Annotated in this window: 23 protein-coding genes; 14 read left to right on the top strand and 9 right to left on the bottom strand. The window is 37.5% G+C overall.

What is annotated here, in order from left to right; all coding sequences use genetic code 11:
• Positions 1-163 precede the first annotated feature (163 nt).
• From GYA49_04150 to GYA49_04135, 4 genes are all read left to right on the top strand, one after another.
• On the top strand, positions 164-1231 hold the full coding sequence (locus GYA49_04150) for a hypothetical protein (protein NMC36211.1): 1068 nt from the start codon (positions 164-166) through the stop codon (positions 1229-1231).
• A 72-nt stretch (positions 1232-1303) separates the two neighbouring features.
• The gene (locus GYA49_04145; protein ID NMC36210.1) at positions 1304-1690 is read left to right on the top strand and encodes a hypothetical protein; all 387 of its coding nucleotides are present in this window, start codon (positions 1304-1306) and stop codon (positions 1688-1690) included.
• The gene (locus tag GYA49_04140) at positions 1680-2468 is read left to right on the top strand and encodes a Nif3-like dinuclear metal center hexameric protein (GenBank protein NMC36209.1); all 789 of its coding nucleotides are present in this window, start codon (positions 1680-1682) and stop codon (positions 2466-2468) included. Before GYA49_04145 ends, GYA49_04140 begins: the two co-directional genes overlap by 11 nt.
• A gap of 51 nt (positions 2469-2519) precedes the next feature.
• Positions 2520-3083 (top strand): HDIG domain-containing protein, encoded by a 564-nt coding sequence (locus GYA49_04135; protein ID NMC36208.1) that lies wholly within the window; start codon positions 2520-2522, stop codon positions 3081-3083.
• A gap of 13 nt (positions 3084-3096) precedes the next feature.
• On the opposite strand, the gene GYA49_04130 is transcribed toward GYA49_04135, so the two are convergent.
• The gene (locus GYA49_04130; protein ID NMC36207.1) at positions 3097-3396 is read right to left on the bottom strand and encodes a hypothetical protein; all 300 of its coding nucleotides are present in this window, start codon (positions 3394-3396) and stop codon (positions 3097-3099) included.
• Positions 3397-3468: 72 nt separating this feature from the next.
• Here GYA49_04130 and GYA49_04125 point away from each other — a divergent pair, with 72 nt between their 5' ends.
• The 4 genes from GYA49_04125 to GYA49_04110 all read left to right on the top strand — a co-directional run bounded on the left by GYA49_04125 (position 3469) and on the right by GYA49_04110 (position 6641).
• Positions 3469-3945 (top strand): NUDIX hydrolase, encoded by a 477-nt coding sequence (locus GYA49_04125; GenBank protein ID NMC36206.1) that lies wholly within the window; start codon positions 3469-3471, stop codon positions 3943-3945.
• A 224-nt stretch (positions 3946-4169) separates the two neighbouring features.
• Positions 4170-5441, top strand: a complete 1272-nt coding sequence (serS, locus tag GYA49_04120; protein ID NMC36205.1) for a serine--tRNA ligase — start codon at positions 4170-4172, stop codon at positions 5439-5441.
• Between the two features lie 19 nt (positions 5442-5460).
• A complete protein-coding gene (locus GYA49_04115; GenBank protein NMC36204.1) occupies positions 5461-6093 on the top strand; it encodes a methyltransferase domain-containing protein in 633 nt (210 codons plus the stop codon).
• Complete coding sequence (locus tag GYA49_04110; GenBank protein NMC36203.1) at positions 6090-6641, top strand: DUF192 domain-containing protein; 552 nt, start codon at positions 6090-6092, stop codon at positions 6639-6641. Before GYA49_04115 ends, GYA49_04110 begins: the two co-directional genes overlap by 4 nt.
• Positions 6642-6644: 3 nt before the next feature.
• Here GYA49_04110 and GYA49_04105 read toward each other — a convergent pair whose 3' ends face one another.
• Both GYA49_04105 and GYA49_04100 read right to left on the bottom strand, forming a co-directional pair.
• Complete coding sequence (locus GYA49_04105; protein ID NMC36202.1) at positions 6645-8255, bottom strand: YfhO family protein; 1611 nt, start codon at positions 8253-8255, stop codon at positions 6645-6647.
• Complete coding sequence (locus GYA49_04100) at positions 8245-9348, bottom strand: aminopeptidase P family protein (protein NMC36201.1); 1104 nt, start codon at positions 9346-9348, stop codon at positions 8245-8247. Before GYA49_04100 ends, GYA49_04105 begins: the two co-directional genes overlap by 11 nt.
• A 137-nt stretch (positions 9349-9485) precedes the next feature.
• Here GYA49_04100 and GYA49_04095 point away from each other — a divergent pair, with 137 nt between their 5' ends.
• Entirely contained in the window at positions 9486-10706 is a 1221-nt protein-coding gene (locus tag GYA49_04095; protein NMC36200.1) for an aminopeptidase, read from the top strand.
• Here GYA49_04095 and GYA49_04090 read toward each other — a convergent pair.
• Both GYA49_04090 and GYA49_04085 read right to left on the bottom strand, forming a co-directional pair.
• Positions 10703-11248 (bottom strand): hypothetical protein, encoded by a 546-nt coding sequence (locus GYA49_04090; GenBank protein ID NMC36199.1) that lies wholly within the window; start codon positions 11246-11248, stop codon positions 10703-10705. The genes GYA49_04095 and GYA49_04090 overlap by 4 nt on opposite strands.
• A 301-nt stretch (positions 11249-11549) precedes the next feature.
• The gene (locus tag GYA49_04085) at positions 11550-11870 is read right to left on the bottom strand and encodes a hypothetical protein (protein ID NMC36198.1); all 321 of its coding nucleotides are present in this window, start codon (positions 11868-11870) and stop codon (positions 11550-11552) included.
• A gap of 94 nt (positions 11871-11964) precedes the next feature.
• Here GYA49_04085 and GYA49_04080 point away from each other — a divergent pair, with 94 nt between their 5' ends.
• Together GYA49_04080 and GYA49_04075 are read left to right on the top strand one after the other, a co-directional pair.
• Complete coding sequence (locus GYA49_04080; GenBank protein NMC36197.1) at positions 11965-12453, top strand: DUF4446 family protein; 489 nt, start codon at positions 11965-11967, stop codon at positions 12451-12453.
• Positions 12454-12553: 100 nt separating this feature from the next.
• Entirely contained in the window at positions 12554-13807 is a 1254-nt protein-coding gene (locus GYA49_04075; GenBank protein ID NMC36196.1) for a DUF3048 domain-containing protein, read from the top strand.
• Positions 13808-13927: 120 nt separating this feature from the next.
• Here GYA49_04075 and GYA49_04070 read toward each other — a convergent pair whose 3' ends face one another.
• A complete protein-coding gene (locus GYA49_04070) occupies positions 13928-14917 on the bottom strand; it encodes a hypothetical protein (GenBank protein NMC36195.1) in 990 nt (329 codons plus the stop codon).
• A gap of 486 nt (positions 14918-15403) precedes the next feature.
• On the opposite strand from GYA49_04070, the gene GYA49_04065 reads away from it, so the two are divergent.
• The 3 genes from GYA49_04065 (at position 15404) to secF (ending at position 18398) form a co-directional block, all read left to right on the top strand.
• A complete protein-coding gene (locus GYA49_04065) occupies positions 15404-15985 on the top strand; it encodes a hypothetical protein (protein ID NMC36194.1) in 582 nt (193 codons plus the stop codon).
• A gap of 176 nt (positions 15986-16161) precedes the next feature.
• Positions 16162-17517, top strand: a complete 1356-nt coding sequence (gene secD / locus GYA49_04060; protein ID NMC36193.1) for a protein translocase subunit SecD — start codon at positions 16162-16164, stop codon at positions 17515-17517.
• An 8-nt stretch (positions 17518-17525) separates the two neighbouring features.
• Positions 17526-18398 carry a protein translocase subunit SecF gene (secF, locus tag GYA49_04055; protein ID NMC36192.1) on the top strand — a complete coding sequence of 291 codons (873 nt, stop codon included), beginning with the start codon at positions 17526-17528 and terminating at the stop codon, positions 18396-18398.
• Here the strand turns inward: secF and GYA49_04050 are convergent.
• The 3 genes from GYA49_04050 to greA all read right to left on the bottom strand — a co-directional run bounded on the left by GYA49_04050 (position 18354) and on the right by greA (position 20992).
• A complete protein-coding gene (locus tag GYA49_04050) occupies positions 18354-18842 on the bottom strand; it encodes a hypothetical protein (GenBank protein NMC36191.1) in 489 nt (162 codons plus the stop codon). The genes secF and GYA49_04050 overlap by 45 nt on opposite strands.
• An 82-nt stretch (positions 18843-18924) precedes the next feature.
• The gene (lysS, locus tag GYA49_04045; GenBank protein ID NMC36190.1) at positions 18925-20415 is read right to left on the bottom strand and encodes a lysine--tRNA ligase; all 1491 of its coding nucleotides are present in this window, start codon (positions 20413-20415) and stop codon (positions 18925-18927) included.
• A gap of 106 nt (positions 20416-20521) precedes the next feature.
• Positions 20522-20992 carry a transcription elongation factor GreA gene (greA, locus tag GYA49_04040; protein NMC36189.1) on the bottom strand — a complete coding sequence of 157 codons (471 nt, stop codon included), beginning with the start codon at positions 20990-20992 and terminating at the stop codon, positions 20522-20524.
• Positions 20993-21272 lie beyond the last annotated feature (280 nt).

Below are 21272 nucleotides of genomic sequence, written 5' to 3'. Positions count from 1 at the left end.
TTTTTCTTACCAATTAAACCTCTGGTTTTGGTCAACAAATCTTTAGCTTGAATCAGATTGCTAACCAATATTTGTTTTTGGCTTATATTCTGAACTTGCATACCTCTTAATTTATTAGTTCCAGTATACTAAAATAGATATGTTTATATTTAGTTAGTTAGTCATGCCTAGCCTCACACAAACTGCTATAACAGCCAGAAAAACTATTAAATACTCAGCTATTGGACTAGTAGCTTATATCGTACTACGTTTTGCAGTAATTTATGGCATCGCTCTTTATAATTATCTCAATCCCCCGCCCCCACCAGCTCCAACTATGGGTTTTGGCGCATTACCCAAACTCATCCTTCCGGAATCAGATTATGTATACAAATTTACTCTAGAAACTCCTACTGGCACATTGCCAGAAATGCCAGATAGAGCTACGGTTTATTACATGCCATATCAGCGAGCTAATTTACTAGCATTAGACCAAGCTCAAGCTTTAGCAGAAAAAATCGGTTTTACCAATAAATCAACTGCCCTTTCACCGGAAATGCATCAATGGCAGCGTCAGATCCCTGCTCCCCTAACTATGGAAATGAATATCGTGAGTGGTGCTTTTACCATAAGTTATGACTGGCAGATTGATGAGAGTATTTTGCTCGATAAGCAGTTTCAGGGTGAAAGCAGAACTTTAGTTATGGCTCAACAGTTTTTTGAAAAAACCCAGCTTCTGCATGACGATATTAATTATGCTAATGGCACTGTTTCATACTTAAAAGCCTCGGGTAATAAAATGATTTCAGCCGTAAGCTTATCTGAAGCTGATTTTGTAAAATTGGACTATTTCCGTAATGATATCGAAGGTTTCCCAGTCCTTACTCCAGACCCAAGCAAAGGTATTATTAGTATGATTTTTTCAGGATCTACAGACGCCAATAAACAAATTGTGGAGCTGGATTACAACTATTTTCCAGCCGATTACTTAAGCCCAGAAACTTATCCGCTCAAATCCATTGATTCCGCTTGGGAAACCTTGAAAAAAGGTGATGGGTATATTGCCAGTGCCGAGCAGGACTTACAGGCAGTGGTCGTGCGCCGGATTTACCTGGCTTATTTTGATGCCGAAGAAGCTCAGCAATTTTTGCAACCAATTTACGTTTTTGCTGGAGATAATAATTTTGTAGCCTATGTCCCAGCTATTTCAGATAATGTTACTAAATCAGAACCTAACTCTTATGAAAACTAAAAAATCACTTTTGTGCTAAAATCACAATTATTATTCAATTACAATATTTTTTCTGCCTAAAATAATTTAAAAATGTCAACAATACATGAACAACTTGCTTATTTTCAGAATCGTCTACCGGATCAAATTGAGATTGTAGCTTTCTCAGACTCATCTGGATGGGAACAACATATGATATTTGATGAACGAACTGAATTTGTCATCAGTTTAAAGCGTACTTTAGCTGGATTAGATTATCGCTTAAATATGTATGAAGCTCTAGCTATAATAGGACTTTGTAATCCAGAAGCACAAGAAGGTTTGATTAGCTCAATACAAGATGACGGTAGTGCTCGAGTCGTAACGGATAAAGGTGAAGAAATAAAAGGACAATTTATTGAAATTAAAGACCCACGTGATCCTAGTAAAAATCTCTTAGTTTTTAAAATACATAACACAGAAAGCCTTAATGGACACTAGTCAATTTTTTAATACAATTCACAATCAAATTCTTGGTCAAGATTTTCTAAAAAAAGCTGAATCAGCAGATGATTATGGAGCTAATGGTATTCAAATTAAAGGTAGTGAGGAAGTCAGTAAGGTTGCAGTTGGTGTCTCCTGTAATGCTGAGTTTTTGCAAAAAGCTGCTAGCTGGGGAGCTCAAGTTTGTATCACCCATCATGGTTTATCTTTGACCCCAAAATATATTTATAAATCTAAATTATCATTAGCTACTCAAAAAAGATTGGCTATCATTTTTGAAAATGAACTGACTGTCGCTGGTTACCATGCAGCTTTGGATATGCATCCTAAGATTGGTAACAATGCCCAAATTATTAAAAACCTGGGCCTAGTCCAAACTGATGAACCATATTTTGATGGTTGGGGCTTTGTTGCTAAAACCAAAAGTCCTATCTTTGTCCAAGATTTTGCCAAAGATTGCACCACCCTTTTTCACCATGATGTGTTTATGGTTTTAGGCGGACCGGACAAAATTAGCCGGATTGGAGTTTGCTCGGGCGGGGCTACACCTACTGGTTCTGAATTTTTGGAAATAGCAGAAAAACAAATTGATCTTCATCTGACTGGAGTTATTAGTGAAAGTACTTCAAGCATGGCCAAAGAAGCCGGCTTTCACTATTTTGCAGTTGGCCATTATGCTACTGAAGTTTTTGGCGTCAAAGCTTTAGCCGAAGAAATTAGTAAGAAATTTCCCAAGCTTGATGTGCGCTTTATTGATGTCTGGAATGAGCTTTAACTCCCTTTTAATTCTTGCTAAAATTCCTTGTTATTAAATTAGACAAATATTATGAATAGACAAGAAGCTCTTGATTTTGTAAATTCCACTACTTCTAATAAAAATCTCGTCAAGCATATGTTGGCTGTAGGCGCTTGTATGAAAGCTTTGGCCAGATATTTTAATGAAGATGAGGAGATGTGGGAAGTAGCTGGGATCGTCCATGATGGTGATTATGAAATGTTTAAAGATACTCCTGAAAAACACCCTTCCAAAATAGTTGAAATGCTGGAAGAAAAAGGCGTTGATCCTAAAATTATCAAAGCTTCTCTTCGTCATGGCTGGGGCTGGAAAGCTGATATTTCTGAACCTGAAACCAATATGGAATGGTCGCTCTATGCTTGCGATGAATTGACTGGTTTGATTACCGCTGTCACTTTAGTTCGGCCTAGTAAAAAACTGGCAGATGTTAAAGTTGAAGATGTTTTGAAAAAATGGGGTAAAAAAGATTTTGCCAAAGGTGCTTTACGGGAAAACATTGATTTTTGTGAACCAAAACTAGGCATTAAAAGAGAAGATTTTATCGCTATTTGCCTCAAAGCTATGCAGGGAATAAGTAATGAATTAGGATTATAAATATCCTATTAACCTATTCACTCATGCATTCAGTGATACACGCTGGCTTCTGAACCTCAGAGTATGTTGCACAATTTTTTGTACACTCAGCTCTTTTAATTTGAGTTGAGGGAGCCGCAACTACTGCCAGAAAAATAAAGAGGGCAAAAAGAAAGATTAATATTGTTGGTAAAGATACGAGTAGTTTTACCCAAGTTTTCCATCTTGGCCATGCCCACATTACAATAAACCCGATAGGAAAAACAAAAATAAGTAATAAGATTGTTACCAAGGTTTTCATATCTTCTGATACACCTGAATCTTTTTGAGCCATATTTTTTATTTTAGTTTATTCTAAAATATGTTAAATTTAATAATTCATATTTAGCATAACATAAATAACTTCATGAAGAAAAGAATAGTAGTTGGTATTGTCGGCTTACCTCTTCGCCGCAAAAATGGTAAGTTGGAATTTTTGTTGACCCAACGATATGCTCCTCACAATAAACAGTGGCATCTCAAATGGCAACCAGCTGGCGGAGGATTGGAATTTGGTGAAACTCCTGAACAGTGTGTAATAAGAGAATTTAAAGAAGAATTATCTGTTACCTCAATCATTTTATATCCTCATCCTATTGTCAAAACCAGTACCTGGGAACATGGTAATGATGATAGTCAAATAGCCACCCATGTTATTTTGCCTTGCTACCTTATAAGTATTGGTCAACAAAAGGTAAAGATTAATGATCCAGATCATGAAACAGCTCAAGCAGAATGGTTTACCCATAACCAAATCAAGAAATTAGATACATTACCAAATACATTAAGCTATATCGAAGACACAATTGCTTTGGTAAAAATTAATAAAATTGCTATAATCTAAAAAAGTAACAGCGTTATGAGGCAGCTTCCAACTGCCAAGCTGAAGAGAGGAAATGCTCTTCCGGGTAAGCCCGTGACAGCAGGAATTAAGTATAGTAAAAGATGGCACCGCCACATGGCTCTTTGAAAGAGTAATGGTGGTGTTTTTTTATGGTGTCATCCTGAGCGTTAGCGAAGGATCTATTATAAGATTTTTCGATTTCATCTCAGAATGACACTGCACATATGTTAGATATTCAATTTATTAGAGATAATAAAGACTTAGTTAAAAAAGCTGCAGCCGATAAAGGCGTACCTGATAAAGTTGATAACTTGCTCAAAGTTGATCAGCAACGTCGAGAGCTTATGCAGCAGGTCCAGGAACTAAGAACACAGCGCAACAAATTAAATGAAGGGATTTATGGTAAGCCCAGTCCAGAAGTTATCGAGAAAGGCAAACAGATCCGCAGCCAAATCTCTGAGCTAGAAACTAAACTCAGTACAATTCAAGCTGATTACGACAGTTTGATGCTGCAAATTCCCAATGTCCCTGATCCAGAAGTGCCTATTGGTAAAGATAGTAGCGGCAATGTGCAAGTGGCTACCTGGGGCCAAAAACCGGAATTTGATTTTCCTATCAAAGACCATGTTCAACTAGCTAAAGATTTAGATATTGTTGATTTTGACCGGGGCACTAAAGTGGCTGGTTTTAGGGGTTATTACCTAAAAGGTGACGGAGCTTTACTTCATCTAGCCGTGATGAATTTTGCTTTGAAAAAATTGCTTGAAAAAGGCTTTACTCCCGTAGTACCGCCAATTATTTTACATGAACGGCCTTTTGTAAATACCGCCCATTTCCCCTGGGGTAAAGTTGATGTCTACAAAACTTTTGATGATGAAGGTGAAAAAGATGAACGCTTTTTAGCTGGCACAGCTGAAGTACCTCTAGTTTCTTACCATATGGATGAGGTTTTAACTGAAAGCGAACTACCAAAACTCTACGCTGGTTATTCACAGTGCTATCGCCGTGAAATCGGCAGTTATGGTAAGGATACTCAAGGCATGTACCGCATTCATGAATTTACCAAAGTTGAACAGGTAATTTTATGTAAAAACGATATAGAAGAGTCAAAATCCTGGCATGAAAAGCTGCGTACTTACAGCGAAGAAATGCTTCAGGAACTTGGCCTGCATTACCGGGTTATGCTGATGTGCACCGGTGATATGGGTGAACCACAAATCAAAAAGTATGATATCGAAACCTGGATGCCAGGCCGTAATGATTTTGGGGAAACTATGTCTGATTCGATTATGGGCGAATTCCAAAGCCGTCGAGCCAATGTCCGCTACAAAACTAAAGATGGTGAGATTAAGTATGTCCACATGCTTAATAATACCGCTATTGCCAGTCCCAGAATTTTGATAGCTATTATGGAAAGTTATCAACAAAAAGATGGCTCTATCCTTGTGCCTGAAGCATTGCAAGCTTTTATGGGAAAAGAGCTTATTAAAAAATAGCCGCTTTAGTAAAAATAGTATGCCTCTCTCCTTTTTCCAAGGACAGGTTGTCAAAGAGTTTAACTCTCCTTTTAGTGGCAAAATTCAGTTAATTAAACATTTAGGCAGTTACAAAATTGTGGCCGGAGATTTACTGCAATCAGGCAGTATTGTCAAAAATCTTTGGCAAAAACCCCTAAAAAAAGTAAAAAGTAAAAACGAAAAAGTAAAAAGTATTTTATTATTGGGATTAGGTGGTGGCACCATAATTCCCTTACTAACTAAAAAGTGGCCTCAAGCCCAAATTACAGCGATTGAAATTGATCAAATTATGATAAAGCTCGCTAGACAGTATTTTGGACTTAATCGCTACTCTCAAGTAAAGCCAATTGAAGCTGACGCTTTTACCTTTGTCAAAAACCTAAAAGAGCAATATGATTTAGTGATTGTAGACTTATTTTGTGGAAACAGTATTAGCGCTACACTTTATAGCCCCAAATTTATAAGAGATTTAAAGAAAGTGATTAAGTCGACTGGATTTTTACTTATTAATCATCTATTCTTTGGTGAGTATCAGATAGCTGCTGAAAAATTGATTACAACCACAGATAAAGAATTTGAAACCGTAAATCTGATCAGAAACCTATCAAACATATTTTTACTTTGTTCATGAATAAAGTTTTAGCTATTGTCCTAGGCCTTATTGTTTGCTGTTTTATAGCCTTGCTTATCCTTATCAAACCAGATTTTAAACAGTTGGTGGGCACGGGTAGCAAGCAGACAACACCAAAAATTGTTGCCGAAGATGGAAGCGGGGACAGCAATCAGGATTTACTTGGATATGACTATACTCATAAACTTCTGGTGAAAAGCCAGTTGGTTTTGGTAGAGATTGCTGATACTCCAGAAAAAATCACTCAAGGTTTGTCTGGCCGAAGCAATTTGGCACAAAATAACGGTATGTTGTTTATTTTTCCCCAAGCTCGAGAAGTCACGTTTTGGATGCCAGATATGAATTTTTCTCTTGACATGGTTTTTATTAGAGATAAAAAAGTCGTGTATATCGAAAAAGATGTTCCAAATTTTCCACCCAACACCCCTCTTGAAGAATTGCCTCGATATTCCCCTCCTGAAATAGTAGATTGGGTTTTGGAGCTGCCATCTGGTTGGGCTCAAAAATACAACCTTCAGCTTGGCGACCAAGTTGAACTTTTGCAATAGTTTTTATTTTCTCAATATATAAACCAAATCATTCTCAAATTTTTCATCAGCTTGCAAAGCTATAGTCTTTTCAATTTTATTTTCAATATCGCTCTCACCCATTCTTCTAAATTCATCCTGATGAACAATTAAGTAGTCAACCTGGTAATCCTTTATAAGTTTCAGCGTTTTTTGACTAGGAAACTCAGCTTGTAACACATTAACCAAAGTTACATAATCTGGCGGGAAAAAACCACTATAGCCATTTACCAATTGCTTCTTATGATTCAGACTATAAAGCATTCGATATACTTCTTGTTTATTTTGATCGGAACCTCCCCAAGCTGTCATAGGCAGCTCCATCACAACTTGTCCTGGCTGATTTTTAAGCCAACTATAAACCGCAGGATATTGCTTGGTTTTAGGAATTTGATAGTAGTGATCAAACCTTGGCATCACCATCCAAGCACATATGATTATGCTTAGCAAGACAATTGTTAAGCTAGTTTTTTTCTTAGCAAAAACGTGTTGTAAAAATAGCGCCAAGACAACGGTTATAAAAAAACCAGCTAGTAGTACCCACCGCGAAGGCGTCCGCATGCTTTGAAAGCCAGGGACAATAAAATAGAGCAATAGATATGGCAGGGGGATATGAAAGGGGATTTTGACTGTTTGCTCTTGCCAGTGCAGAGCTGGTCCCAAAGCTAGTATTAATGAGCCTAAGCTAGCCCAGATCCAGACTAGGTATGGCGGCTTTTTCTTGGTAAATATAACTACTCCCATAGCAACTACGAACAGCCCAAATAAAACTGGCGAGAAAAACTTTGTCAAAAGCTGTTCAGGACTTAGGGAAAAATGGATAACTTCAGTCAAAGGTCGACTGTAATTAAAATATTTGGACACCTGAAAATATATCCATAAAAATGGCCCGGCAATTAATAATGTGAAACTGCTTCCCAGCACTAATGCTTTCCAAGATTTTTTAACTTGTAATCTCAATTCTGGCAAATAAATATACAGAACTAAAAATGAAGCGACAATAAAATACCCAGGCAAAATACTATTAATAAGTTGAAAAGATAGGCTTAAAAACCATCCATAGAGCCACCAATTTTTTTTATTTTTGGCAAATTTGATCAAACACCAACCCGAAAGAGGCAATAAAAAAATAGTAAACAGTTGCAGGTGTGGCAAGTAATGTAAATGGATTTGGCTATAACCAAAAACTAAAGCCAGCACTCCAGCAATACATTTATTTTCGGCTAAACTATCTAAAAATAAAAACGTAAAAACTAAAAGTAAAAAATGTCCGACCAATAAAGTCCAATTATAACCAACAAGTGATTCTGGCCATAAAACTAATAATGGCTTAGCCAACAAGCCGCTGGTAATAAATAAGTCTGAATATGCATGCGTATAAGGGTTAGGATAAAAGATATTGCCCTCCATCAATTTTCCAGGCCAGACTGGAAAATTTTGAGCAATTCGATTTATCGACCAGGTAATAAACAAGCCATCATAATTATCTGGTAAATAGCTATCAAAATGAGTCACTACTGGCCAAAAATACCACAGGGTAGTAATTAAAAAAAATACAATAATAAGTAGGGTAGAGACCCAGGTTTTAGCCACCATAGGGGAGACTCCAATGTTGATCCAAGGTGCCTAACATTTTATAGCCATTTTTGGCAACTACTACCACATCTTCCAGTCTAATTCCTCCCCAACCATCTTCATACAAACCCGGTTCGACAGTAATTACCATCCCCTCCTCTAGTCTATCTTTTTGCAAATACGACAAGCTGGGAAACTCATGAACTCCAATTCCTAACCCATGACCAGTAGTATGTAAATAAAGATCTAGCACTTCAGCTTTTTCAAATACTGCTCGGGCAGCCTGGTCGATATCTGCAATTTCTACCCCAGCTTTTATTTTTTTCAAAGCTGCTTGCTGAGCGGTTTGCACTAATTCAAACCGCTTTTTAAATATATCTGTAGCTTTACCAAAATAAAAAGTCCGGCTTAAATCCCCGTTATACTCACCTACTCTAGCTCCCATATCAATCAAAACAATATTGTCATTTTTTAATCTCGTTTTACCAGCTTTGTGATGAGGGACAGCGCTATGCTTACCAAAAGCCACAATGGTCGGAAAGGCCAGTTCATCAGCTCCTAATGTTTCCATTGCTATATCTAATTTTCTGGCTAATTCTTTTTCAGAAATTCCAAGTTTTATGTTGGTTAAAACCGAAACCAAAGCCTTTTGGGTAATATCTTGAGCCTTGGTAATATTTGCAATCTCTGTCTGAGTTTTAATAGCTCGCACCATTCGTAATTCCTGATTAACATCAGTAAGTTTAGCTCTCATTTTTTTAAAAACTGCAGCTTCTGCTAAAGTCAAAACCATTCCTTCTACACCAACTTTTTTGGAATTAATTCTAGGTTCAAGCAGTTGGCTATATCTCATTCCAGCCGACAAAGTTTTGATAGTAATATTTGGAAAAACTGTTTTAGTCTGATCTTGATGCATAGCTGGTACTAACAAAGTTAAGCTGCTCTCTTCAACTAGTAACAAAGCTTCCCGTCCATTTCTATCTTGAAAAGCAAAATTGGTCAGGTAAAAAATTTGCTCAGCACTAAGCAGTAGTAAACAATCTAGTTTTTTTGCTTTTAAAATAGCTTGAAATTTTCTAAGACGCTTTTGAACTTCTAGATTAGAAATAGACATAAGTACATGTTAAAATCCATTACCACCTTGTCATCCTGAGCGAAGTCAAAGGATCTTTTCGATAAAATTCCTGCCTGCCGGCAGGCAGGTCTCCACTTCGATCGAAATGACAATAATATTAATCTATTGTAACCCATATGCCAAAATACCAACCTTCTCAACACACTTTCGAAAAATATGCCAACGTTTTAGTCAACTTTGCTCTAAATAGCGGCAATGGCATTAAAAAAGGTGAAGTAGTCCGAATTTCTGCATCAGAGTCTGCCAAGCCACTTTTCATAGAGTTACGTAAAGCAGTCTTAAAAGCTGGGGGTCACTTCATCTCTCAATATTTGCCTGATGATGAAAAATCACTTAATCCATCTCGGGACTTTTTTGAGTTAGCTTCAGATGAGCAATTAAAATTTTATCCCAAAGCTTATGTTCAAGGCTTGGTTAAACAAATTGACCATTCTATTGCCATTATTTCTGAGGTCAATAAACAAGCGCTCAAAGGGATTGATCCAGCCAAAATTATGACTGCTCAGCTAGCTCAAAAACCTTGGCGAGAACTGCTTGATATTAAAGAAAATCAAGGTAAATTTACTTGGACTTTGGCTCTGTATGCTACTCCTCAAATGGCTAAAGAAGCCGGACTTTCACTTGAAGATTACTGGGAGCAAATTATTAAAGGGTGTTATCTTAATCAAAAAGATCCTATCAAAGCTTGGCAACAAACTTTTGCTCAAAGTGAAATAATTATTAAAAAATTAAATCAGCTTCCAATTGATACTTTACATGTAAAAGGTTCAGATGTGGACCTTTTGATTAGCCTGGGTGAAAAACGGCAATGGGCTGGTGGTAGTGGTCGCAACATCCCTAGTTTTGAGATTTTCACCTCACCTGATTGGCGGGACACACATGGTTGGATCAAATTTAATCAACCTCTTTATCGTTATGGTAATTTGATCAAAGGTGTTGAGCTGGAATTTGCTAAAGGCAAGGTAGTCAAAGCCAAAGCCTCTCAAAATGAAAAAGTGCTACTAGAAATGATCAAAACCCCAAACGCAGACAAAATTGGTGAGTTTTCTCTAACTGATAAACGTTTTTCCAAAATCACCAAGTTTATGGCCGAAACCTTATTTGATGAAAATGTTGGTGGCCCTCAGGGCAATACTCATATTGCTTTAGGCAAATCCTATCATGACTGTTATGCTGGCGATCCAGGGAAAGTTACCAAAGCCCAATGGAAAAGCCTAGGTTTCAATGATAGTGCAGTCCATACTGATATCGTTTCAACTACTAAACGTACTGTCACTGCAGTTTTGAAAAATTGCAGCAAGAAGATAATTTATGACAATGGGGAGTTTGTGATTTAATCTTTAATTTCTGTACCGCCCCACTCAACTACGGTAAAACCATTACGTTCAAACTTGGGAAAAATCTGAGGAGAAACATTGATTGATTTTGCCAATGGCTTGTAAACCATAAAAACTCTTAGTACTGAGTCTGGTTTGGGAGCAATTGTTAGTTGGGCTGAATCAGTGTAAGTATCGCCAGCAAAATGAATTAAATTATATGGATTATTTTGCATTTTAGGTAGCCAGTAAACAATAAATTCATTGTATTCTTTGGGTAATAAACCTATCTCAGCTAATTTCTCTTGTAAAAATTTTTCTGTATCCTGACCTCTAACCACAAAACCTGAAACCAAGTCTATATTAAGATCATTTGTTTCAGCTTCCCAAAATAGATAGCTATACTCCTTATTATCAGCTTTATTAATCAAATGGCCATCTGGAAAAGCAGTCACACTCCATCCTTTTATTTGCTCATTATATTTTGGATATGAAACAATTATTTTCCCTAAAATATCTAAATTTACATCAACTACTTGAACTTTGGTAGGATATAAATAAATTACTGGTTTTAATGCAACAAAAGGATCATTACCTGATGAGCTACTTCGATAAGCTGGAAAGCTATATTTAGGAGTACATTTATTTACGGAGCCAGTATAATTATTATAATTTTGACCCATTAAAGTACACCCCGCTGGTGAACTATAAAACAACATATCTACACCCGTAGATATTTGAGAAGGAAGTCTATCTCCAATACTTGGATATACAAATCTGGAAAAAGCTACTATAAAAATTAAAAAAACTACTAAGAGAAGCAAAACATTTTTGATTGAAAAATTTTTCTTCATGCTTGCATTATTACATGCCCAGCGCAGCTTTTCCACCTAGTTCCACATACCAATACAATCCCAAAATAATAGCCGTAAACAAAACCGACAGCAAGGCAGTTTTGGTCAAATCCTGGCGAATATATTTTTCCGGAACAACTAGAATTTGATCATCATTTTTTAAAATTTTTGTGGCTTTAGTTTTTGAAGTTTTCTTAGAATCAATAGATTCTTTTGCTTCGTAATGCAGTTTTCCCTGTTCGGTTTCACTGGATCGGACCTGCATTAATTGTTCCTGTTTTCGTTGTAGTGCCTTCTTTTTTTGAGCTAAGGTTTTTCTTTTTTTGGCCATAGAATTATTTTATATATGTAATATTCTGCCCATTATTCTAGGTTTTAACTCCCTGTTTGACAAGACCATAAAAAGCTCCGTACAATCAAATCACATGAACGAGTTTTTATCAAATCCCATAACGTTAATTCCAGCTCTTATAGCTGGTCTTAGTATTGTTTGGCTAACAATCCTGACTGTCTTATTTTTATCTCTTAAAAAACACTACAACAGCCTGATTAAAAAAATTGATAAGAAAAACTTGGAACAAATTTTAGAAGATATTTTAAAAGCCCAAAAACTCCAGGGTTCTGAACTTAAATCATTGATTGGCGAGATGGAAACATTAAAATCCCAATGTGATTTTCATCTCCAGCAAGTTGGCTTTTTACGCTTCAATCCCTTTGACGATACCGGTGGCGATCAAAGTTTTGTTTTAGCTCTGCTGGATAATCAAAAAACTGGAGTTTTAATTTCTTCCCTACATAACCGTGAAACAACGCGAGTTTATTCAAAACAGGTTTTTCAAGGTAAAGGAATTGACGGCGATCTCTCTGAAGAAGAACAGAAAGTAATTGCCAGTGCATGCCACATAAAGCCATGATACACTTAAAAGGTGATGTTTAATTTTATTTCCTTGTAGAAATTCTCAAGGAAATCTTATTTTTGTTTTTATATTATTAAAACAAACTAAATATTATAGTATGAAAAAAACTGCTCTTTTAGGCTTCGTAGCCTTTTTAGGTTTATACCTTTTTTCAACCGGCATTTCTTATGCGGTTTTTACGTATGTAGTTGCTCCACCTTCATTAGAATTCATTAGTCCCCAAGGTAATCAGGAAGAGGAGGCTATCAATCAAGAAGAGAAGGAAGATAATACCGCAGATTACAAACAGCTTATTGATACTAGCGGCCCCAAAACTGCTATTTGTCCTATGAATGGCCAACTTTTTACAGAAAAAGAGAAAGAGGCCTGGGAACAACGTCGCCCCTTGCTTATTATGATTGAAAACCATGAAGAAGCTCGGCCTCAATCCGGTTTATCTAGTGCTGATATTGTTTACGAAACTGTAGCTGAAGGCGGCATTACCAGGTTTATGGGGGTCTTTTATTGTGATGCCCAGTCTCACGAAGCTATTGTTGGACCAGTTCGTAGTGCCCGCAGCTACTTTATCAACTGGGCTTCTGAGTACGGTGCTAACCCGTTATATGCTCATGTGGGCGGAGCTAACTGCAACCATGGTTGTCCTGGTGGTACCAGCGAAGCTGATGCTTTGGGTCAAATTGAAGATTATGGTTGGGGTGGTTCCATGGGGAATGATCTTAATCAATTTGCCATTGGTTACCCCACATACTGGCGTGACTATGAGCGCATGGGACACACAGTCGCTACTGAACACACCATGTATTCCACCACTGAACGTTTATGGGCTTTGGCTAAAAAACGGGAATGGACCAATGTTGATAGCGAGGGCAATGCTTGGGATGAAGACTTTGTACCTTGGCAGTTTTATGAAGAGGGGAAAGAACCTAAGATTGGTGATGTAACTACTATTGGCTATGATTTTTGGGAAAACTCGCCAGCTGGTGATTACTCTGTCTCTTGGAAATTTGATCCTGAGAAAAAAGTGTATTTGCGCAGCAATGCTGGCAAGGAACATCTTGACCTAGACACCAATAAACAGCTTTCAGCTAAAAATATCATAGTTATGTATTCAGTGGAGAGTAATGCTGATGACGGCTATCCCAGTAATGCCCATTTGCTTTACGATACAATTGGTACAGGTACTGGAGTTTTATTCCAAAATGGTAATGCTACTGAAATCACCTGGACCAAAGATAGTAGAACTGATCGAACTATTTTTGAAGATGCTGATACTGGCAAAGAAATCAGCTTTATTCCAGGTAAAATCTGGATTAGCAATTTAGCTAAGGGGAATAAGACTTTGGAATACTAAAGAAGTAAATTTTAATATGTTCCCAGAAAAAATTATTTATTAATTTTCTCTGGGAACCGGGTAAGCTCGCATACCTTAATATACAGTAGCGATAAAACGCTTACCCAATTCCAAGAACCATCACTTGAAAGCAATTATTTGATCAGTACACTCCTGATCAAACCAGTTGAAGGTCTGAGTACCGTCCAAGCCAGTATTTTCTACGAGAAGCACTCGAGGCTCAAGACACTTCCCATCTTTATTGCAAGGCTTGGCTGAATAAATGCATTTCGATCTTGAAGAACGAACATTTCCCCCCAAGAGAAATTCACCCTCTTGGCACAACAAGGTGAGCTCATAACGACCAGTCTGACTTGTTCCCTGATCAGCCGGATGACCAGGAGGAATTTCTTCCCAGACAAAACCTTGGTCAGTCAGATTGAGTTTTTTAAGCTCAATCCACTGATAGTCTAATGCACCAAGTTCCTCAACTGCCACAGGGCTATTAAGCCCTTTAATAACAACCTTCTCAGCAACTGGTTTCCATGATGGAGTTGGCCAGGGAAGAACCGTAATGACCCATTCCTTCTGAATCTCATCCCAAGCTATTGCTTGAGAAAGACACCAAGATCCATCATTCAACCTCCCCGCCAAAGCAGAGGAAATTGAGGTGACCTCCCCAAGCCCTTTCAGAGCATAAACCCCAGGTTTGTTAGGGGTGAATTCAATCACCTCTTTCAACCGGAAAAGCCCTGTCGAGAGCCAGCCAAACGACCCTGACCCAGAAGATATTACATTGGCATACATTGCCCAATGTCCATCTCGCTGGCCCTCAAGCTCCCAACTCAAATTGGCAAAGCCAATTTGCGACAAACTGATACCACCTTCACTGGTTACAGCAAAACCGACTTGCTTAGTAGCAAAGGTGCTAACCAGACTGATTGTTGCTTTTTCACCTGGATGCAAACCTACCGGAATCCTGTCCACATCAAGATTTTGGGCCCAAGCATCTGCCCAGGTCCAAGTCATACAACTCGAATCAGAGCATACTTCTGGTTCCTGCGCTAAAGCTACAGGAGCTAAAGACGATAAAACAGCAACCAACAACACCCATACAAAAATCTTCTTCATGATTTATCCCCTTTCAAGGTTATGGAATATTCCTTTCACCAATACATACAGATAAATCACTGATTATCCTTTCAGCTCCTTACAAGCCATCTATCTCAGTGGAAATAGGAAATTTTGACAACGAACCCAGGTAGAAATTTAAAATGTATTCAATCTCTGCTTGGATTCGCTGTATTTAGTTCTTGGAATTTTTAATGTACTAAGATATCTTTTACAAAAACTGCAAATAGTTTTTAAAGGATATCTAAACAAAAAGAGCAATATCGCTCTTTTATTGGCTAGTATTGTATTCAAAATACAAACTTTAGTCAATACTATAGGATTATTTATAAGACAAGGATCACATTATGTACTCGTATGCTATAATTGGCTTTAATTAGGAAGACTAATCAATTTTGTCATTCCGAGCTTGTTGAGACCTGCCTATTGGCAGGCAGGAATCTTTTAAGGAAGATTCTTCAACTTCACTTAGAATGACAAAGTAACATGGCCAAACTTCAAGATTTTCTTATCTCCCGCGTTCGCGTTAAACTTTTAAAAATTTTCCTAACAGATCCAGCTAAAATCTACTATGTTCGAGAGCTGGTTCGTCTTTCCAAGGAGGAAATTAACGCTGTTCGTCGCGAGCTCCAACATATGGAAGAAAAAGGCATGGTCAAAAAAGAGTCGCGTGGTAACCGTCTTTATTACGGTTTCAAAAAAGACTATCTTTTTTACAACGAATTAGTTCAACTTACTGCCAAAACTGTTGGTCTTGGTCAAGCTATTATCAAAGACCGCAATCGCATTGGCAAAATCCGCTTTGCTGTGTTATCTGGCAAATTTTCTCGTCACCGACCCCACAACGAAACAGATGTAGACTTGCTAATTGTGGGTGAAATCGTAATTCCTCAAGTAGCTTCTGTTGTTGCTAAATTTGAAAAAGAGCTGGATCGGGAAATCAACTACTCAGTCATGACTAAAGAAGAATTTGATTTTAGAAAAAAACGCCGAGATCCTTTTATCACCCAAATCCTTATGGGCTCTCGTATTATGCTTTTGGGAGACGAAGAAGAATTGGTATCATAACTTAAAAATAAAAAACAAATAAAAAGTGTTTTTACCTCTCTTTTTCCTCTTGTTTCTCGCCTGTTTTTGTCTAAAATATGTGTAGTGTCATTTTGACCGAAGTGGAGACCTGACTGCCGGCAGGCAGGAATTTTATTGGCAAAATCATTTAACTTCGTTCGGAATGACAAAAATGAATGCAAGCAAAACGCCTTTTTATCATTATCATTGGCCTGACTATAATCACTGCTATTATTTCTCTTCCTAAAAATTTCCAAATTCATCAAACTATTTTTGGTAAAACTATTAACGCTACCATTTCTTCCCCGGAAATCAATTTTAAACTTGGCAAACTTGAATTCCATCGTAGTCTCGATATTCAACGAGGTTTAGATTTACAAGGCGGAACCCAAATTGTTTTACAGGCTGATATGAGTAAAGTTAAAACTAGTGATCGCCAAACAGCCTTGGAAGCTGCTAAAGAAGTTATTAGTCGTCGGGTAGATCTTTACGGAGTTACTGAGCCATCTATTCAAACTTCAAAGGTTGGCAATGATTATCGAATTATCGCTGAGCTTCCAGGTATTCAAGATATTAATCAAGCTATTAGTTTAATTGGCCAAACCGCCCAGCTTGAGTTTAGAGTCCTACCACCGCAACTTAAGGATTCCACAGCTAGTGCTGTACCATATACTGATTTTGTAACTACTGACCTTTCTGGTAAAGATTTGAAAAGATCATCCGTGCAATTTAATAATGGTCTTCCCCAAGTTGGTCTAGAATTTACTGGCGATGGTGCTAAAAAATTTGCCACTATTACTAAAGAAAATGTTGGCAAACCAGTGGCTATTTTCCTGGATGAAATTCCGGTCACTGCTCCAACTGTTCAAGAAGCCATTACTACTGGTCAGGCTGTGATTTCTGGAAACTTTACTACTGATAGTGCCAAAGCGCTTTCGATTCAATTAAATGCTGGAGCTTTACCAGTCCCCATTAAAGTTATCGAGCAACGAACCATTGGGCCTAGTCTTGGTCAAGAATCGGTCAATAAAAGTTTAACCGCTGGTTTTATTGGTCTTTTTATCGTTATGGCTTTTATGGCTGCTCTTTATGGCCGACTGGGTTTAATTGCTGATATTGCTTTAGTCATTTATGGTTTGATCACCTTAAGTATTTATAAACTGGTGCCAATTACTTTGACACTACCTGGTATGGCTGGTTTTATCCTATCCGTTGGCATGGCTGTAGATAGTAATATTCTGATTTTTGAGCGAATGAAAGAAGAGGTTCGCACCGGCAAAGCTTGGCGCCAAGCCATGGAACTAGGTTTTGGCAGAGCCTGGGATAGTATTAAAGATGCCAATACTGCCACCATTATGACTGCTCTCATTTTACTTAATCCCTTGAATTTTAATTGGTTGGTTACTTCTGGTACAGTTCGTGGTTTTGCTTTAACATTGCTAATCGGTGTGGTTTGTAGCTTGTTTACCGGTATTGTGGTCACTCGAACATTATTGCGAGTTTTGTATAGAGGAAAGGAAACACAGCTATGATCAAGTTCATGAAATACTACTGGGTATACTTTATTTTTTCGAGTATTTTTATTGTGCCTGGTATCTATTCATTATTAAATTGGGGACTCAAACCTTCGATTGATTTTACCGGCGGTACAGTCTTACAACTACAGGTTAATAGTCAAAAACCTATCCAAAAATCAGTTATTGAAGCTGCAGCTAAAAAAGAAAACATTGAAATTTTAGAGCTAAATCAAAGCACTAATAACACATTCACCCTTCGAGCTAAAGAGTTTAATCAAAGTAAAAATACCTTACTTCAAGAAAAAATTGCCAGCGCTGCTGGAGCAACCGTTACCGAAAAACAGTTTGAAACCTTAGGGCCAATTTTGGGCAGTGAAACTCTCAATAAAACTATGGCTGCCATTGGTTTAGCTGTGATAGTGATTTTACTGTTTGTCTGGAAACAGTTTAATGATAAAAAATATGGCATTTGCGCCATTTTAGCTATGCTCCACGATACCCTAGTAGTCTTTGGTATCTTCTCCCTTTTAGGTCACTTTAAAGGTGTAGAAATTGACACACTTTTCATGACTGCGGTTTTAACCATTTTGTCGTTTTCGGTCCATGACACAATTGTAGTTTATGACCGGATCAGAGAATCATTACGTAAATATAGTGGCATACCCTATGAAACCATTGTCAATAAAGCCGTGAATGAAACACTAGGTCGCTCGGTCAACAACTCTATGACCATTATTTTTATGCTGTTGGCTTTGTATTTATTAGGCGGAGAAACGATTAAATGGTTTGTTTTTGCTTTGCTAATCGGCACCATTTCTGGAACGTACTCTTCAACCTTTACTGCCGCACCCTTACTGGTTTTGTGGGAGAAGATGTTTAAGAGAAGTAGGCATTAGCTCAGAAACGCTAAAAGCTAAATTTTGTGCTTTTCCTCTTTTTATAGAATCTAACTTTTGGCCTCTTATTCCCCATATTGCAATACAGACATCCCCTTGCATTTCCAGCAAAACATCCAAAAACAGTTGCCCTGAATAAGGAGGGACTTCTATTTCATACCTTCTTCCTACCATACTAAAACCGTTATTATCATCAAGAATATGTAATTCTTCCATGGAATCAGAGCAAAGCATAAGCCTTCCGACATCTCCGCAGAATTTTTCATAAAAATCTCCTGGATGAACACAAAAACATTTTGGATATTGATCGGGGTTTCCATTCCAATGCAGGTATTTGAGCAATTGTTGTCTTATCGCCCAATGACAAAGAGCAGGGTCAAGACGTCCTACTTCATTGGTTAAAACAATTCTTCGATCACTTTCGGCTTCTATTGCAGGTGACATAATAAGATTTTACAAATCAAATTACCATGAGCTTATTTAAAATATTTTTTCTAAATTGGTTTGAGCAGGGAAAATCTCTCTTCTAAATCTCTTTACTATTTGCCAATGCTTTACTATTCTCTTGCTGCGGTTTCATCAGCGGAAAAGCAATAACTTCCCGGATATGATGAGAATTAGTTAAAAGCGCTACAAAGCGATCAATACCAATTCCGGTTCCGGAAGTTGGTGGCATCCCGTATTCTAAAGCTTCCACAAATTCATCATCAGCTGACATGGTTTCATCATCACCTCCAGCTTCCAATTCGGACTGTTTGGCAAAACGCTGCGCTTGATCAATAGGATCGTTGAGCTCTGAATAATTATTGGAGATTTCAAAACCACTAGCTAAAAGCTGAAAACTTTGGGTATAGCCTAGATACTCAGGATCTTCTTTAGCTAAAGGTTTCAGATCTTTAGGATGATGGGTTAGAAACACTGGTTGAATAAGCTTGGGTCGCACCTGGGCTTTATAAAATTCATCAACCAAATGTCCTCTTCCCCACGCTTTATCAACTTCCAAACCATGTTCTGCCAGTACTTTTTGCAAATCTTCCAAATTTTGATACGCATCAATATCTACTTGCGTGTATTCTAGGATCAGATCTCGAAACCGTTTTCTAGGATATGGTGGTGTAAAATCTATTTCTCCATGCTCAGTTTGAATTTTATAGTCACCGGTAACTTCTTTAACTACATAACCTATCAGTTGCTCCTGCATATCCATATTTTTCTGATAATCAGCATAACCCCAATAGTACTCCAACATAGTAAACTCAGGATTGTGTTCTCGATCTACTCCTTCGTTACGAAACGCCCGGCCGATTTCAAACGTCTTTTCAAAACCAGCAATAATCAGTTTCTTTTGCCACAGCTCGCCCATACAAATCCGCAAATAGAGATCCATATCATAGGCATTAATATGAGTGGTAAAAGGTTTAGCTAAAGCTCCAGAAGCAGTCACTTCCAAAATAGGCGTTTCCACTTCAATAAAGCCTTCTTTGATCAAAAATTCCCGCAGTTTTTGGATGACTTGAGTTCTGATGATAATTTTTTGCCGGACTTCTGGATTTAAAATCATGTCCAAATAGCGTTTGCGATAACGTTCCTCCACATCTTTAAGTCCGTACCAAGTATCCGGTAAAGGCCGCAGAGCTTTAGACAGGATTTGTAAATCATGAACTTCAATGGTCAACTCACCACTTTGGGTTTTAAATACTTTACCACTACAGCTAATAAAATCTCCAATATCGAGCTTTTTAGCCAAATTAAACACAACCTCGGAAACTAAATCTTTACGAATCATGGCCTGCATTTTGCCACTTTGATCTTCAATATCTAAAAAAGATAAATTGCCATGACCTCTGATTGAACGGATTCGGCCAGCAATAATGACCTCCTGATCCATCATAGTCAAAGCTTGAGATACAGTTTGTTCTCTATCAGCTTGAGCCGGATATGGGTTTATTCCTGATTGCTGTAAATCTTGTAGTTTTTTAAGACGAACTTCTCGAAGCTGGTCAAATGGTTGTGCCATAACTTTTTCCTTTTACATTTTCTGTAATATATTTTTTAATTTTACCATCAAAAACCCCCAATTTCTGGGGGTAATTGATTCAAACAGCAGGTAAACTGCTTGATGGTTAATGAATTTTAACAATATGATATAAAACCTTACCGGCGGGTGCTTCAACCTCAACTTTATCACCTTCACCTCGACCCAATAAAGCTTTACCAAGTGGTGAGTCATGAGAAATTTTCTTTTCAGTCGGATCAGCTTCCCACTCACCTACTAAAGTGAATTGATGTTTCTTTTCGTTGATTTCAACGGTTATTTTACTTCCTAAACCAATCTTTTTGCTCGTCCCATTGCTATTAATCACTTTGGCTCTGGCAATAATATCTTCGAGCTCATCAACTCGTCCTTCCATCAGCTCCAGCTCGGCTTTAGAAGTACTGTATTCAGCGTTTTCTGACAAATCCCCAAAGTCACGAGCTTTAGCTACTCGATCAATCATCTGAGGAAGTTTGATATCTTTAAGTTGTTGCAATTCTTCTTGTAACTCTTCCAAGCCTTCTTTGGTCATGTGGACCTGGTTGTTTTGCTTTACCATATTCCCTGATTTTTAACTACATCCGCAGTACTGTTTATAAGTATTGTATGCTCTTAAAAACCAGTTTTAATTTTATTATCTCTTTGATAAATTTTGTTCTTTTAAACTTTTTTAGCGTTTAAAAAAAACTCCCGATTAGGGAATTTATATAGACAGCTAAGTATGACGAAAACTATAAAAGATGAGTCCAATATCGTCAATACGCATTTTCTATATAAAAGTAGATCTGAATTATAATTTTGATTGATATAATTGTTAAATTAACAGCTTCAATCCTTAT

This window comes from Candidatus Beckwithbacteria bacterium, from assembly GCA_012797845.1.
GTDB lineage: Bacteria > Patescibacteriota > Microgenomatia > UBA1400 > UBA1449 > JAAZOH01.
This window is presented reverse-complemented; position numbering and strand designations above follow the sequence as displayed.